The organism is Clostridioides sp. LIBA-6622 (assembly GCF_056716095.1).
This window is the reverse complement of sequence record NZ_CP196998.1, coordinates 591,916-607,946: the sequence shown is the minus strand read 5'-3', so window position 1 is coordinate 607,946 and position 16,031 is coordinate 591,916. Positions and strand designations below refer to the sequence as shown.

13 protein-coding genes and 1 other annotated feature are annotated in these 16,031 nt (G+C 28.0%); of the genes, 7 read left to right on the top strand and 6 right to left on the bottom strand.

All coding sequences use genetic code 11. From position 1 onward, the window contains the following. Positions 1-116 precede the first annotated feature (116 nt). Positions 117-1,577, bottom strand: a complete 1,461-nt coding sequence (locus tag ACTG47_RS03105) for an NADP-dependent glyceraldehyde-3-phosphate dehydrogenase (RefSeq protein ID WP_479926063.1) — start codon at positions 1,575-1,577, stop codon at positions 117-119. Between the two features lie 250 nt (positions 1,578-1,827). Between ACTG47_RS03105 and ACTG47_RS03100 the strand changes: the two genes are divergently transcribed. The 4 genes from ACTG47_RS03100 to ACTG47_RS03085 all read left to right on the top strand — a co-directional run bounded on the left by ACTG47_RS03100 (position 1,828) and on the right by ACTG47_RS03085 (position 4,719). Further along, positions 1,828-2,406, top strand: a complete 579-nt coding sequence (locus ACTG47_RS03100; protein ID WP_479926062.1) for a TetR/AcrR family transcriptional regulator — start codon at positions 1,828-1,830, stop codon at positions 2,404-2,406. A gap of 50 nt (positions 2,407-2,456) precedes the next feature. After that, a complete protein-coding gene (locus ACTG47_RS03095) occupies positions 2,457-2,690 on the top strand; it encodes a hypothetical protein (protein ID WP_479926061.1) in 234 nt (77 codons plus the stop codon). Positions 2,691-2,698: 8 nt separating this feature from the next. Next, positions 2,699-3,949 carry an MFS transporter gene (locus ACTG47_RS03090; RefSeq protein ID WP_479926060.1) on the top strand — a complete coding sequence of 417 codons (1,251 nt, stop codon included), beginning with the start codon at positions 2,699-2,701 and terminating at the stop codon, positions 3,947-3,949. A gap of 200 nt (positions 3,950-4,149) precedes the next feature. After that, positions 4,150-4,719, top strand: a complete 570-nt coding sequence (locus ACTG47_RS03085) for a hydrolase (protein WP_169466531.1) — start codon at positions 4,150-4,152, stop codon at positions 4,717-4,719. 215 nt (positions 4,720-4,934) lie between these two features. Here ACTG47_RS03085 and ACTG47_RS03080 read toward each other — a convergent pair whose 3' ends face one another. Then, complete coding sequence (locus tag ACTG47_RS03080; protein WP_479926059.1) at positions 4,935-6,275, bottom strand: sensor histidine kinase; 1,341 nt, start codon at positions 6,273-6,275, stop codon at positions 4,935-4,937. Positions 6,276-6,639: 364 nt separating this feature from the next. Here ACTG47_RS03080 and ACTG47_RS03075 point away from each other — a divergent pair, with 364 nt between their 5' ends. From ACTG47_RS03075 to ACTG47_RS03065, 3 genes are read left to right on the top strand one after another with little or no spacing between them, the layout of a single operon-like run. Continuing rightward, on the top strand, positions 6,640-6,960 hold the full coding sequence (locus ACTG47_RS03075) for a PadR family transcriptional regulator (protein WP_169466527.1): 321 nt from the start codon (positions 6,640-6,642) through the stop codon (positions 6,958-6,960). An 11-nt stretch (positions 6,961-6,971) separates the two neighbouring features. Next, positions 6,972-7,649, top strand: coding sequence for a permease prefix domain 1-containing protein (locus ACTG47_RS03070; RefSeq protein WP_479926058.1), 678 nt, complete (start codon positions 6,972-6,974; stop codon positions 7,647-7,649). Then, a complete protein-coding gene (locus ACTG47_RS03065; protein WP_479926057.1) occupies positions 7,642-8,679 on the top strand; it encodes a DUF4097 family beta strand repeat-containing protein in 1,038 nt (345 codons plus the stop codon). Before ACTG47_RS03070 ends, ACTG47_RS03065 begins: the two co-directional genes overlap by 8 nt. Before the next feature lie 204 nt (positions 8,680-8,883). On the opposite strand, the gene ACTG47_RS03060 is transcribed toward ACTG47_RS03065, so the two are convergent. The 4 genes from ACTG47_RS03060 to ACTG47_RS03045 all read right to left on the bottom strand — a co-directional run bounded on the left by ACTG47_RS03060 (position 8,884) and on the right by ACTG47_RS03045 (position 16,030). Continuing rightward, the gene (locus ACTG47_RS03060) at positions 8,884-11,535 is read right to left on the bottom strand and encodes a phosphoenolpyruvate synthase (RefSeq protein WP_479926056.1); all 2,652 of its coding nucleotides are present in this window, start codon (positions 11,533-11,535) and stop codon (positions 8,884-8,886) included. A gap of 397 nt (positions 11,536-11,932) precedes the next feature. Continuing rightward, positions 11,933-13,852: a threonine--tRNA ligase gene (gene thrS, locus ACTG47_RS03055; protein ID WP_169466519.1), complete on the bottom strand. Its 1,920-nt coding sequence runs from the start codon at positions 13,850-13,852 to the stop codon at positions 11,933-11,935. Positions 13,853-13,915: 63 nt separating this feature from the next. After that, positions 13,916-14,154 (bottom strand) — a binding site (T-box leader). Positions 14,155-14,445: 291 nt separating this feature from the next. After that, the gene (locus ACTG47_RS03050) at positions 14,446-15,048 is read right to left on the bottom strand and encodes a DUF445 domain-containing protein (protein ID WP_479926055.1); all 603 of its coding nucleotides are present in this window, start codon (positions 15,046-15,048) and stop codon (positions 14,446-14,448) included. Positions 15,049-15,211: 163 nt separating this feature from the next. Then, positions 15,212-16,030 (bottom strand): putative sporulation protein YtxC, encoded by an 819-nt coding sequence (locus ACTG47_RS03045; protein WP_169466515.1) that lies wholly within the window; start codon positions 16,028-16,030, stop codon positions 15,212-15,214. Position 16,031 lies beyond the last annotated feature (1 nt).

Here is a 16,031-nt window from a genome sequence, read left to right as displayed (position 1 = left end):
TACATAAAAAATGAAAGTTTAAAAAATAAAGTGGAGAATTTAATTCTCCACTTTATTATATTTCTGATTATTTTAGTTACTTTCTATAATCATTTTATTTATTCCTAGTCATTTACTTATAACTCTTTAACATTTACCACTACTGCCTTAGGTCTAGTCATAGCCTCAATTGAATACTTAACACCTTGAGTTCCCATACCAGATGCCTTTACACCCAAGAATGGGAAGTGGTCTGGTCCTCTTTCAGTCTTGTTATTTATCTGAACAGTTCCAACTTCAAGCTTATCAGCAACATAAAATGCTCTATCAATATCACTTGTAAACACTGATGATTGAAGCCCATACTCTGACTGATTAGCAATTTCAATTGCTTGATTTATGTCTTTAACTCTTATAATTGGAAGTACTGGACCAAAAGGCTCCTCCCAAGCAATCTTCATATCTACATTTACATTATCTAATAATGTTGGATAGAATAAATTATTTTTTCTGACATTACCTGTTATTAACTTTGCTCCTTTATGTAGTGCATCGTCAACTAAACTTTGAACAAAATCAGTCGCTTTATTATCTATAAGAGGTGTTATAACTACTTCATCCATTGGATTTCCAATTGTTAACTCCTCCACTAATGGTTTTATCTTTTCCACTAATTTATCAGCTACACTCTCTTGTACTAAGATTCTTTTCACTGCTGTACATCTTTGACCTGAATATGAATAAGCTCCAGACACTATATTCTTAGCTGCAAAATCCAAGTCTGCATCTTCTAATACTATAGCCGCATCTTTTCCACCAAGTTCCAATAATAATGGTACCATTTTAGATATTTTAGATATATGTTGACCAACTTCAGTGCTACCAGTAAAGTTAATAAAATTAATTCCTTTATGAGTTACAACATAATCCCCTATCTCGCTACCCCTACCTGTAATAGTATTAAGTACTCCATCTGGTATCCCAGCTTTTCTCATAATTTCTACTACATGAAGTGCACTAATAGCTCCTTGTGTGGCAGGCTTTAATACAACTGCATTTCCACCAATAAGTGCTGGTGCAATCTTTGACATTGATAAATTCACAGGATAATTAAAAGGAGATATCGCTAAAACAGTACCTAATGGAACCCTTGAAACATAAGACATTTTATTTCTTGTCCCACCAGGGAAGTTATCGCCACTAATAGCTTCACCTTCCATATTTTTTCCTACATCAGCTGTGTATCTTAAAAAGTCAGCAGTTCTTTCAACTTCTGCTCTTGCAGACTTTATATCTTTTGCTATTTCAAGTACCAATATATTTGCTATTTCATCCATATTTTCTAACAATAAATCAGCAGCCTTATGGAATATATTCGCTCTCTTGTATACAGGCATTTCAGCCCATATCTTTATACTCTCTTTTGTATTTTCAATAGCTTCATCTACTTCATGTTTTGTCATAGATTGTACTTTACCAACAAGAGAATTATCTATTGGTGAGTAAATTTCTATTGGTTTTCTTGAATTAGATTCCACCCATTTTCCATTTATTAAATTTTTATATACATTTTCTTTTGTTCTAAGTTCATTAAACATATTTTTATTCCTCTCTCTGATATAACTTTGTGTATTTAAATTATAGCCATTTATTCGTTATGTAAACATTTCTTTTCTTCATAAACGTTTACCTTAAAAAAAATTTTCAAGTTAACGTTTTTCTATATTAATTAAAATCGTATTATTTAAAATGCTTGACAAATTTACAGACGAATAATACTATATATCTATGACTTAAAATATTATTTAAGTCATAGATAACATACATTTTTAGAAGGGATTGATAAATATGGCTAAAAGCTTTACAGAAATAGAAAAAAATAATATTAGAAAAAGACTAATTTCAGAATGTGAAATTAACTGGTCTAAATATGGATACAAAAAAACTAACATTGATGAACTTTGTTCAAAATCAGGAATTGCAAAAGGTTCTTTCTATACGTTCTTTGATTCAAAAGAAAAGTTATTTTTTGAAGTACTAAATGGAATTCAAAACAAACTTATATCATCAGTAGATGAAATTTTAAGTAACATGCCTCAAAAAGAGGGTTTCGCAAAAGCCTTAAAGATGTTGTATCGATTATATGATAAAAATCCATTCTTATATTCACCAAATAATGCTGATTATATCTCTTTATTAAATAAGATACCTAAAGAGATGCTTTCAGAACTTGAATATAACAATGTACAGAGTTTTTACAACTTAATTGAAAGATATAATCTCAAGTTAAAAATAGATAAAGAAAAAGCCTTTGGTGTTTGCAATGCCCTACTGTCAAGTCTATTGCTAAAAGAAGATATTGGATATGACTACATTGAGGTGTTTGATTTTATGGTAGACAATCTTGTAGAACACATACTTGAGTAATAATTTAAAATAAATTTTTTAAACATTTCTTTATAACTAGGAGGGGTAATATGATTGAACTAATACAAAAACTAAATGATATTATTTACAAAATAAATGATAAACTAAATATCCACACAAAACTAATAGACCCTAGCAGTGAACTTATGCCATTCTATTCTATCTTATCTATAATATTTTCTGCATTTATAATAATATTAGGTATTAAAATAAGAAAGAATTTCCTTATAGTCATTGCTGTCATAGCGATTATTATAAATATTTTGATAATCTTAGATAGGTAGGTGTATATATGGTAAAATCATTAAATACTTTTAATAAAAATTTTAACTTAATGGTCTTAGGTCAAATAATTTCATTATTTGGTGCATCAATCCTCAAGTTTGCTTTATCCCTCTACATACTTGATATGACTGGTAAAGCAGAAATATTTGCTACAATACTTGCAGTATCTTCAATCCCAATTATAGTATTCTCCCCTATTGGTGGAGCTATTGCAGATATATTCAACAGAAGAAACTTAATGGTTATTTTTGATTTTTCAAGTAGTATTGCAGTACTAATCTTATCACTCTTCTTATTTAATGATAATGGTTCAATACTGCTTGTAGGAATTATTATGACCATACTTTCAGTCATAAGCACAATGTATCAACCAACAGTTCAGTCAAGTACACCCATTTTAGTAGACAATGAACATTTAATAAATGCAAATGGTATCGTAGCTGGAGCTGCCTCTCTTACAAATATAGCAGGACCTGTATTAGGAGGTGTTTTGTATGGTATTATTGGTATTAATGCAATTGTCGTTATCAGTTGTATAAGTTTCTTTTTATCCGCGATTATGGAGATGTTTATACAGATTTCTTTTGTTAAACAGGAACAAACTTACAACATTATAAAAACCATATTTATTGATATAAAAGGTGGTATTATCCATATATGTAAGGAAAATAGGTTTACATTAAAAATACTTTTTTTAGCAATGTCAATAAATCTAGTTTTAAGTTCTATGCTAATTGTAGGTATCCCCTATATAGTGAAAATAACTATGGAAGCTAATAACTTTCTATATGGTATAGCAGAAGGAGCAATCTCTTTGAGTTCATTAATAGCTGCTGTTAGTATTGGTATTTTCTCAAAACATCTGAAAATAACTAATTTACATATTTGTTTTATCATATGTGCACTTATATTTATACCAATGGCATTTTCAGTATACCCATTTATATTAAATACAGGATTTCCAGTTCCATTTTTAATCTTTATTGTATCCTCTATGCTAATATTTTTTACAACGACTCTTGTCTCAATATATTCTATAACAATCATACAATTAAAAACTCCAAATGAACTTCTAGGAAAAGTTATGGCTATTCTTTTTGCAGGGACATCAATCGCAATGCCCCTTGGTCAGGTTATATATGGCAGACTTTTCGATTTATTATCAGATAAAGTGTATGTTATTATAATAGGAGTCGGATTTATTACATTACTTATAGCATTTATATCAAAGATAACATTGAAGAATGAAAAACTTTAGATGCACAACTTTAGATACACAGAATCTAAATATAGAGATTTTAACATAAAATTAAGTATAAAAATTTAATTTTCACTAATTTCTGAATTTACATGCAAAATTGTGTATCAGTGTGTTGACGTATTGGAAATTGATTGATATAATCAATGGAAAATAAACTTTATAAAAATTCAAAATATTCAGCTAGAGGAGTGATAAAAATGAGTTACATGCCAAATATAGAACAAGCATGGGAAATACTAAAAAAATACAATAAGGAAGAATTTCATATAAGACACGCTCAAGTCGTATCTGGAGTTATGAGATACTATGCAAAAGAATATGACCCTGAGAGAGTAGAATTTTGGGAAGTAGTTGGACTTTTACATGACTTAGATTTTGAAATGTATCCTGATGAGCATTGTGTTAAGCAAAGAGAATTAATGACAGAGCTTGATTTAGATAAATCGATAATCGATTCTACTGTAAGTCACGGGTATGGACTAACTGGCTCAGATGTCAAGCCAGAACAATTTATGGAAAAGGTATTGTTTGCTGTAGATGAACTTACTGGTTTAATTGGTGCTGCTGCAATAATGCGTCCTTCAAAGAGTGTTTCTGATTTAGAATTAAAATCTGTTAAAAAGAAATTTAAAGACAAGTCATTTGCTGCTGGCTGTTCTCGAGATGTTATAAGAAGTGGTGCAGAAATGCTTGGCTGGGAACTTGATAAACTTATTCAAACAACTATAGAAGCTATGAGAAGCTTAATCCCAGAAATGGCGATATAGCCTCTCATACATATACCATAGAAGTTACATCTTTAAAGAATTTTTCTATTTTTGATGCAACTTCTTTTTTTATTTATCACAATAAAAAGCTTACTATCTTAAGCTTATTAATATGCCCCATTTATAATATGTATAATATCCCAACTTTGAAAAATTTTAATAAGTAATAAATAATTTCAATATGTACGCAAAATTATAGACTTTATCTATATATATTAAATTACATGATTAACTATTTTTTTTACATTTTTAAGTGGTATAGCAATTTTAACTACAAATTTTTTATCATCATATTCAATTACAACATTACCACCATACTTATTTACAGAGTTTTTTATACTCTTTATTCCAAAACCATGAAAAGGACCTATTTTATCTGTCATAATGTCTCCATTTTTAGTAATAATCTCATTTACCTTAGTATTTTCCACTCTTATTAGATAAAAATTTTGCATGACATCACCTTTAATACAAATTGCTCTATTTCCATTGTCTATTTTATTACATGCTTCAATAGCATTATCTAAAATATTAGAAAATATATGACATACATCTACTAATTCAATAGCTTCACAATAGCTAAAATTTATTCCTGTTTTTAGTTCTATATTATTTTTATCACAAATTTCTTTCTTTTCATTTAAGATACTATCTAATATGAAATTACCAGTATTAAAAAATAAGTTATTGCCATTGATTTCACCCTGTAGATTATCTAAATATGAAGTAACATCAATTCCTTTTTTAATCATGGCATTTATACACAATAGATGATTTTTCATATCATGACTTAATAATCTAGTCTTTAGATATTTCTTTTCTATATCTTCATAATACTCACTTTCACATTTTAAAACGTTTTTAATCATATTATTTTCTACCATTAAAGTATTATATTGCTGTAACTTCTTAGCAATTAAGATTAAAATAATACTTGATATAAGCAGTACAATAGAAATCATAACAAATTGACTATTACGCATATCACTACCAGACTTTGAATTAAATATGTATTTAAAAATAATAAAAAAAGATGCTATATTCGCTACTATTGGAATGACTATATAAGAGAATGTCTTTTTATTTATTTCTATATTCAATTTTATCTTTAGTGTTCTATATAAAAATAAAGCCAAAATCAAAAGCATCTTTCCAGATACAATCGACTCAATTCTGTATATATCTCCTGTTGCCATCTTACTCATATCATCCATAGAATTAAGCCAAACTGTTAAAGATATACTTAAAGCATCTGTAGCAATTAATAACATCCAGTAGATTAAGGATATTAATATAGACTTCACAAACCTCACATCATATGAGGTTTTGTAAAATACAACAGTAATCATCACAGATATAATTACTCTTATATTTGGTGACACATCAAAAAAATAAATTATATTAGCAAAAATAATAATGCCACCTATATAGAGATTTATTTTTCTATTAGAAATTTTTTGCTCACTTGTATAATCTAGCATTTTCTTACAAAGAAACCATTCTATTATAAAGGATACCATAATGAAAATATTCCAAAATAAGCCTGACTTTATCATAATACTTTCTCCTAACGTATTGATAAATTGTTTTTTATATTTTACGTATAATTTAATTATATACGACTCTACACGTGTAGTAAATAGATTGTCAAAATTATTCCAAATAAATCCATATTTCTTTTCTTTTTTAATTATATCACTTATTTTGCTAAATTTAATTAATTTTTTTATCATTTTTTAAGGTAATAACTATATAAATTTATCTAAAACTAAATATAAAACATATTATTCATAAAATTTTTACATTATTTTCATATGAATTCTTATAATCTTATAATAACACTGTAAAAAAATTTCTCATGATATACCTTGACAGGCGAGGTATATCAAAGTATTATATATTTAATCGGAGGTGATGCTCATGACAATCGCATCTGACATGATAAGAGGTCATACAGAAACAATTATCTTAAAACATTTACTTGAAAAAGACAGTTATGGTTATGAGATTAATAAATCTATACTTGAAAAGACCGATGGATTGTATGAGTTAAAAGAAGCTACTCTATATACAGCATTTCGTAGACTTGAACAATCTGGTGCAATAACCTCTTATTGGGGAGATGAAGCTACTGGAGCTAGAAGAAAATATTATTCTATAACAAAAATAGGCAGAGAAAAATATATAAAAAGCCGTGAAGAATGGGATAACACAAAAGCATTAATAGACATATTAATTTAGGAGGTGAAAATATGTTAGATAAAATACGTACTTATATTGATAATAGCTTTACAGGAATTAATGAAACCAAAAAAGTTAAAGAACTTAAAGATGAATTATTTGAAAATCTAAAAGAAAAATACAACGACCAAATACAAGATGGTAAAACAGAACAAGAAGCATATAATTCGGTAATCTCAGGAATTGGTGATTTATCTGAATTAATTGAAAGTGTTAAAGAACCATATTTTATACCTTCTGAATTAATTGAGGAAAAAAAGAAAAGAGCCTTAAGAGCATCAATAGCAATTGCTCTTTTTATAATAAGCCCTTTCTTATTTGTAGTCTCAATTGTGAGCTTTGGTATAGAGCCAACTCTAGGAATTCTTTTAATGCTTATATTAATAGCAATTGGAGTAGGACTACTAGTTTATAATCAAATGACCAAACCAAACTATACTCTATATAATGATACTTCAACAAAAGAATTCAAAGAATTTAAAACAAATTATGATGATATAAATCCAGCTTACAAGTCATTCATAAGTGCATACTGGATTGTAATAGTTGCTATATATCTAATTACAAGTATGCTATTTCAAATTTGGTCTTTTTCGTGGATACTATTCATAATAGGTTCTGCTGGTGTTGAGATTATTAAAGGAATAATACAACTAAGTGAATCAAAGGAGGACGATAAACATGAATAAAAAACTCATAAAAACAAAGATTTTAGTATGGAGTATTGTTGCAATATCACTTTCTATAGTATTTATCCTTCTTCTTATAGGAAATATATTTTCACATTCTTTTAATCTTTCTTTTAATAATTTACATTCCAAATATAACTATGATAAGTATATAGTAGCTAAAAGTGAAAGTTTTTCAGATAACATAAATGATATTAATGTTGACTGGATTTCAGGTGAAGTTAGAATTAAGAAAAGCGATTCTAATAAAATCAAATTAATTCAAAAGACTCCTTCTAATTTTTCAAAGAAAAAACTTGCGAAAATAAAGGTTGATGGAAATTCTCTTTCTATAGATGATAATTCAGCAAAAAAATTCTTTATTGGGATTAATCTTCCAAAACCAACAATACTTGAACTGTATTTGCCTAATAAGCTTTATGATAAAATAAATTTGTCTACTACTTCAGCAGATATATATAGTACTTACATAAAAGGTAATATAATGGAAGCTAGCACAGTTTCGGGCGTAATAGAGCTTTCTGGTAATATTAATAAATTAAACTTAGATACAACTAGTGGTGATATTGATGTAACAAAATTAGATAGTAAAGATGCTACATTTACATCAACATCTGGTGGAATACAACTTTCTGGCAAAATTGATAGTTTAAATTTAGATACAACTAGTGGTGATATAAATTTAAAAGATATAAATAATAAAAGTCTTATCTGTAGTACAGTTTCTGGACGAATAGATGTATCTGGAACTCTTTCTGATATTAAAGCAGAATCAACTTCAGGTGATACAAAAATTATATCTAACAAAATGTTGTCTTCTCTAAATTGTGAGACTACTTCTGCCAATATTGATTTGTCTATTCCTGATAATCCAGGATTCTCTTTAAGTTTTGATAAGATTTCTGGTTCTTTAAATAGCGACTTCGAATTGAATCGTCACGATGATTTATACACTTATAAAAATGGGGCTACAAATTTCTATGTAAGTGCTACAAGTGGAAATTTAACTATTCTAAAAAACAAGAATTAGGTAAAATGTTTATCACAACCAAGATACTTCTGTTATTATGACAAAAATACATTTATTATTAAAATCAAAACACTTCTATGGTAGATTTATTGTTTATTGATAAATCAAATGCCTATAGAAGTGTTTTTATATATCATAATGTTATGTTTTCTTATTTATTTTCAATAGTACACATCTCACCTATAATACTTTAGTAAATCCAATCTATTTACATATAATCTCGACATATCCTTTATAGGCATCTATTCTTAAATAGTCACCTGTTTTAATCATACTTGTAGCATCTTCTACTCCCACCAAAGCAGGTATACCATACTCACGAGATACTATCGCACCATGAGTCATGAGTCCTCCAACCTCAAGTACTAACCCCTTTGCATTTACAAAAAGAGGTGTCCAACCAGGGTCTGTAAATTTAGTCACCAAAATCTCATCCTTTTTTAAACTGTCATCATTTGGATTCAATATAACTCTTGCGTATCCTTCATAGATACCTGCTGATACTGGCATACCAATAAATGCACCTTCTGGTATTCCCTCTTTTGAATAGCTACCAGAGAATATCTCTCCTTCATTTGTAATTACCCTTGGTGGATTCAGTTTTTCATATTTATCATACTCTAATTTTCTGTACTGTATACTTTCTTTAAAATTCACTTTTTCAGTTAATACTTGGTATATTTCATCAAGGTTTAGATAAAATATATCATATCTATTATCAATCAAATTATCTTTTTCTAATTTGTTCCCTACTTCATCAATTACTTTTCTTACTTCATTAAATACTCCAACTATAATGTATTTTCCATATTCACGTAAAGGCAAGAAGGTCTTTATATTATTTAGATGATTCTTAACTTTTTTTACTAAACCATCTTTACCTTCCCTCTCATAAACTTCCAAAATTAATCGTTCACTTTCACTCGATTTTTCAATCAATTTCTGATACTTTTCTCTATGTTCATTTTTTTCCAATGTATTTATATTATTTAATATAGACATACTTATTGGAGTAAAATCTTCTTGATAACGGGGATTTGTTATATCTATTTCTCCAATCCCTCTCATACCAAATTGTCTTAAAAAATCACTTAACTCATGCTTTAATTCATCACTGCCATTTTCTAAAAGCAACAAATGAGCATCTTTAGGATTGCTATTTAATATATCAATCTCTTTTTGGTTATTTCTTATTAAATCAGCTAAATCACCCACTCTTAATCCCATCTCAGTAGTGATATTTCCCTCTAATCCACTTACAAAACTATCTTCTAAGTACAATAAATCTAATTCTTCAAGCATATTTCTAAGTTTTCTATCACTTAAAATTCCTGAAGCTACATTTGGAATAAGTTGCTTTGCTAATTTAAATATAAAAGCAGATAATAGCTCTTCCACGATTACAATCTTTTCACATAAATCATCACCCTCATTTATATTTCTACACACATCATTAATAAGTTTTTCTTTCAACTCCACTAAACTTGCAAGTGCTTCTGGCTTTTTATCAGAGGTATAATTTTTACGTGATATTTTTAAGATAGGTATTATTAAATCCCTTGCCATTTTTACTGTAGTTTTAGAAGGAAGTTTTTTCTTTAAAGGATATTTTTCAATATATTCTCCAAGTGCACTTGCTACAAGATAGTCTACATTTGGAATTAAATCTTTGATTATCTTATTTCTTATTGGTAATCTAAGTATTTCTGTACAATTGGCATAAAGCCTACCACCAGCTTGACTCATTATCTTGAAGTTACTACCTTCTTCGACTCTATCAAAAGGCATTATTCTCTTGAATATATCAAGACCTAAAGGTTTAATTGGTTTTGTCATTACTTGAATATGACTTGCTGATATATATACCTGAGATTCTTCATTTATATTACTATTTTCTACTCTAGGATATAGAGATGTTATCATTCTACTTTGCAAAATATATATTTTTCCACTCTCATCAATTGCCCATTCTATATCTTGTGGAGTCTGATAGTATTTCTCTATTTCATGTCCTAATTGTGCTATCTTATAAATCTCTTGTTCTGAAAGTACTTGTTCTTTCTGTCTATTTTTATCAAGTAAAATTTGCTCTGTACCACCATCATTTTTTCTGTATATGGCTAGCTCCTTCGTATTTATTTCTTTTGCTATAACTTTGTCTTCCTTTTTATTTACTTTGTATAAGTCAGGAGTTATTAATCCCCCTACCAAAGCTTCCCCAAGTCCAAATCCTGCATCAATAGTTAAATGATTATAGTTATTGTTAATAGGGTCAGCAGTAAACATTATTCCTGACTTTTGTGAATTTACCATTTTCTGAACCACTACAGAGATTAATACATTATCTTCATTCAAATTATTTCTCTTTCTATATATGACTGCTCTTTGAGTATAAAGTGATGCCCAACAATATTTTACATTTTCAATTAAGTTTTCAAATCCATGTACATTTAAATATGTATCTTGTTGACCTGCAAAAGACATATCAGGCAAATCTTCTGTTGTTGCACTAGAACGCACAGCATAGAAATCATCTTCTCCAATGCTTTCTACAACCTCTTTTATATTTTGTTTTATACTATCTGAAAGTGACTTTCCTATGATTAAATTCCTTATACTACTTGTCAACTCCTGAACCTTTTCTAAGTCATCAATATCCACATTATCTAATTGTTTAAATAAATCATTATCTTTTAATGGCTCTATGAACTTGTAAAAGGCATCTGTTGTTATACAGAATCCTTCTGGTACAGGTAGGTTTTTCTTAGTCATTTTGCCAAGATTAAACCCCTTTCCACCAACTAAATTAAAACTATCTTTATTTATTTGATTAAAAAACAAAATATCTGTATTCATATTACACCTCCAAAGTTAACTATAGGCATCTCAAATTTATTTGCATAAACTAACTTTAACTAACTTTATTTAATTTTATATAGTCTATCTTTATTTACAATTATACATCTTTTATATGTATTTAAATTAATATACACATGCAAATATATTAATTTAAACATCTTTTATACATATCTAAATTAGCAGACATATGAATATATTATTTAAGCATCTTTTATACACCCTTAAATCAACAGACATATAAATACATTATTATAACCTACAAAAAAAATTAGAGGTACACTATCATAAAAATATGATTAACTGTACCTCTAATTATACTTATCTTTTTATAAGTTTAATTTCTACCTATCAACATATCGATTTAACTTATCTTATCTATTTAATATCTTAAATATTAGTTTTGAATAATACTTTCTCTTGATTCAATTTCTTTTGAAATACTAGCTATAAATTCATCTAATTTAATGCTACCTATTTCACCTTTATCTCTTGATCTAACAGAAACATTATTCTCCTCAACTTCTTTTTCACCTACTATTAACATGTATGGAACTTTTTCAAGCTGAGCTTCTCTTATCTTAAATCCAATTTTTTCAGCTCTGTCATCTAATTCAACTCTTATACCCTTATCAAATAACTCTTTCTTAACTTCATTTGCATAATCCATAAATTTATCAGATATAGGAAGTATCTTAACTTGAGTTGGAGATAACCAAACTGGGAATTTACCAGCATAATGTTCTATTAATATACCTATAAATCTTTCTATACTACCAAAAGCAACTCTATGAATCATAACTGGTCTATGTTTTTCACCATCTTGTCCGATATAAGTGTTATCAAATTGTCTTGGAAGTTGCATATCTAATTGGATAGTACCACATTGCCAAGTTCTTCCTAAACAGTCTTTTAGATGGAAGTCTATCTTAGGACCATAGAATGCACCATCACCTTCATTTATAGTATATGGTAGACCTAATTCTTCTAAAGCTTCTCTTAATCCATTTTCTGCTGCTTCCCACTCTTCTTCGCTTCCCATAGAATCTTCTGGTCTTGTAGATAACTCTAAGTTATATTCAAATCCAAAAGTTTTGTAGATACCATCTATTAGGTTAGCTACTCCTTTTATTTCATCCTTTATTTGTTCTGGTAACATGAATATATGTGAATCATCTTGAGTAAATGCTCTAACTCTCATTAACCCTTGTAATGCACCAGATAACTCATGTCTATGAACTCTACCAAGCTCTGCAACTCTCATTGGGAAATCTCTATATGAGTGTAGTTGAGAATTATAGTAAATTAATCCTCCAGGACAGTTCATAGGTTTTATAGCATAATCTTCATCATCTATTTTAACTGTATACATATTTTCTTTGTAATGATACCAGTGACCTGAAGTCTCCCATAATTTTCTATTTAATATAATTGGAGATTCTATTTCAATATATCCAGCTTTTCTGTGTATTTCTCTCCAGAATTTTAATAACTCATTTTTAAGTTCCATACCTTTCGGTAAGAACATAGGGAATCCAGGACCTTCTTCAGGTATCATAAATAAGCCTAATTCTTTACCTAATTTTCTATGGTCTCTCTTTTTAGCTTCTTCTAATAAATGTAAGTACTCTTCTAAATCTTTGTTTTTCTCAAAAGAAGTTCCATAGATTCTTTGAAGCATCTTATTTTTTTCGTCGCCACGCCAGTATGCACCTGCAACACTTTGTAATTTAACAGCTTTAACTTTTTTAGTAGATGGTAAATGTGGTCCTCTACATAAATCAGTAAAATCACCTTGCTTGTAGAAAGATATTATTTCACTTTCAGGTAAATCAGATATAAGTTCTACCTTATAGTCTTCTCCTTGTTCTTTCATAAGCTCTAAAGCTTCATTTCTAGGAAGTTCAAATCTTTCTATTTTTAAATCTTCTTTAGCTATTTTTTTCATTTCAGCTTCTATTTTTTCTAAATCTTCTGGAACTAATCTATGGTCTAAATCTATATCATAGTAGAATCCATTTTCTATACTTGGTCCTATAGCAAGTTTTGCTTCTGGGTAAAGTCTCTTTATAGCTTGAGCTAATATATGTGCTGATGTATGTCTAAAAACTTCTTTACCTTCTTTATCTTCAAACTTAAATAAATTTAAGTCACAATCAGTATCTATAATGTGGTCCATACCTACAACCTCTCCGTTCACAGATGCTGCTACCACATTTCTAGCTAATCCTTCACTAATGGATTTTGCTACATCCATAACAGAAATAGCACTTTCAAATTCTTTTATTGAGCCATCTTTTAAAGCAACTTTAATCATTGTTTTTTCCTCCTTATTGAAATAATTTTTAGATTTTTTGTAATAAAAAATCGCCCCAAATATGTTTGGGACGATATTAATTCGCGGTTCCACCCAAGTTGGTGTATACAAGTATATACAACCCTCTTGATGACTATAAGGTCGTCACCCGAGCACTTTCACATATAGTATAAATACAAATACTGCTAATAAACTCAGCTCCAAGGTAGTTTTCAAATAGACCTGTTACATGGGCTCTCAGCCATAGACCCAAATTCTCTGAGAATGGTTTCTACTCTACTCTTCCTCTTCAACACTATAATTTTTAATATATTTTCATTATAACAGATACTTATACATCAATCAACATTAATGTAATATAATAATTACCCATTATTTTTCATCTTAATCAACTCTAAATCAATATTCTAATATCTTTATATTAATTTAATCTTTTTATTTATAGTGATATTATAATATTTTCACCAATTTTAAATTTTTAAAATATATCTACATGCATGATAGATATGACTAGATAAATACTAAAATTAATTATTATTTAAGTTAATTTTTAGTTTTTGTATACTTAAATACAATAGCTAATTGTTGTATATTTAAATAAATATAGTAACTAATCCTTGAACTATACCTATTAAAAAACCTAAAACAAGACCTAAAAACTCTATATGCTTTAATTCTTTTTTAGCTATTTTTATTATTATATCTTCTAATTCATATAAATCTAGTTCATTAATCTTATCTTCGACCATTTTTTGTATATCTATACGTTCATTTGCTTTATTTATTATATTTTTACTCAATTCATCTATACTTTGTTTAACTTCAGACTCAATTATCTCTCCTAGATAGTCTTGTATCATGTTTTTTATGCCACTTGGTATAAATGAGACTTTCTCATGTATTATAATTTTCACCCTTGCTTTTATGTATCTTACAACTTCTTCCTTATCTTCGTCAGTAATGATATTTGCAAGTATTTCGTCCATAGAAAGAAATTCTTCTTGAATTATTTCTCCTACATTGGCTGCTATTTCTGCTCTTCTCTTTGGTATAAGTCCTACTATTTCTATATTAAAAATAGGTATTTTAATAGGCTCTATTGGTCTAAATATTAGTCTTATAGCAACTACATTTGTAACGTAACCTATAAATCCACCAATAACAGCTAATATCAGTATCCTAATTAAATTATCCATTATAAAATTTCTCCTTATCAATTGTATATTTTTCAGCTATATTACACTTAATCAGTAGATATTTTTTACAGTTAATAGCCTAGCTATATTATAGCTTTATATACAATTATAAGTCTTTTGTGTCGATTTAAAAAGAATTTTTTTAGTTTTATATCTTTAGTTTCTAACTCTCCATAATTATACTAACTTTATTTTCAAAGATTGCCTCTACAGTATCTATAATTTCTTTTGAGCAATTATTATTTAATAAATCTAATATTTCTATTTTTTTAGGACACAAAGTTAATAAGGTACTTATTAAAAAGTCCTCATAGTTTAAATTCTCTCTTATTACCATATTTATGATTTCTTCATCATCTATGCTGTCTATTTTATTTCCATTTTTATCGTATAGAATAAATGTATTGTCTTCCATTATATGAACTTTTAGCAAATCAATTTTCTCTTCTTGTGTATCTATAAAGTATTTTAAGACTCTTATAAACTCATCTTGGTCTTTCTTTATTAAATACTCCTCAACTGCAATATCACCTATAGCAGAAATATATTTCATAAATTCTCGCATCCTAAATCTAATAAAACCTTCAACATTTATAAAATCATTTTCCTCTATATAATTTCTCACCCTTGTAAATACTGTTTCTCTCATAAAAATCTCTTTTTTAGCAAATATGTTTAGTGAATATATGTATATATTATTTTTATCTTCAGGATATGTACGCCCATAGCATTTTAGAATGTATTCTTTTAAAAGTTTCTCTTTCATTATACTTATTATCATACTAGTTATTTCTGTTGATATTTCATCAATATTTAGAGCTCTTTGTTCAGTTTTAGTACCATTAAGTATTTTTTTATTTAATACTTCTTGCTTTGCAGAATCTATTACTACTTCTACAATGTCATTCGTATATATTAATCTATCGTTTACATTATTATTCCTCAAAAATTTCATAGAAGAAATATTATCCTTCTCAACCAAA

What these genes read in the sequence shown, in the direction of transcription:
- ACTG47_RS03105 (WP_479926063.1), bottom strand. Translation starts at nt 1,577, where the DNA reads ATGTTTAATGAACTTAGAACAAAAGAAAATGTATATAAAAATTTAATA.
- ACTG47_RS03100 (WP_479926062.1), top strand. Translation starts at nt 1,828, where the DNA reads ATGGCTAAAAGCTTTACAGAAATAGAAAAAAATAATATTAGAAAAAGA.
- ACTG47_RS03095 (WP_479926061.1), top strand. Translation starts at nt 2,457, where the DNA reads ATGATTGAACTAATACAAAAACTAAATGATATTATTTACAAAATAAAT.
- ACTG47_RS03090 (WP_479926060.1), top strand. Translation starts at nt 2,699, where the DNA reads ATGGTAAAATCATTAAATACTTTTAATAAAAATTTTAACTTAATGGTC.
- ACTG47_RS03085 (WP_169466531.1), top strand. Translation starts at nt 4,150, where the DNA reads ATGAGTTACATGCCAAATATAGAACAAGCATGGGAAATACTAAAAAAA.
- ACTG47_RS03080 (WP_479926059.1), bottom strand. Translation starts at nt 6,275, where the DNA reads ATGATAAAGTCAGGCTTATTTTGGAATATTTTCATTATGGTATCCTTT.
- ACTG47_RS03075 (WP_169466527.1), top strand. Translation starts at nt 6,640, where the DNA reads ATGACAATCGCATCTGACATGATAAGAGGTCATACAGAAACAATTATC.
- ACTG47_RS03070 (WP_479926058.1), top strand. Translation starts at nt 6,972, where the DNA reads ATGTTAGATAAAATACGTACTTATATTGATAATAGCTTTACAGGAATT.
- ACTG47_RS03065 (WP_479926057.1), top strand. Translation starts at nt 7,642, where the DNA reads ATGAATAAAAAACTCATAAAAACAAAGATTTTAGTATGGAGTATTGTT.
- ACTG47_RS03060 (WP_479926056.1), bottom strand. Translation starts at nt 11,535, where the DNA reads ATGAATACAGATATTTTGTTTTTTAATCAAATAAATAAAGATAGTTTT.
- thrS (WP_169466519.1), bottom strand. Translation starts at nt 13,852, where the DNA reads ATGATTAAAGTTGCTTTAAAAGATGGCTCAATAAAAGAATTTGAAAGT.
- ACTG47_RS03050 (WP_479926055.1), bottom strand. Translation starts at nt 15,048, where the DNA reads ATGGATAATTTAATTAGGATACTGATATTAGCTGTTATTGGTGGATTT.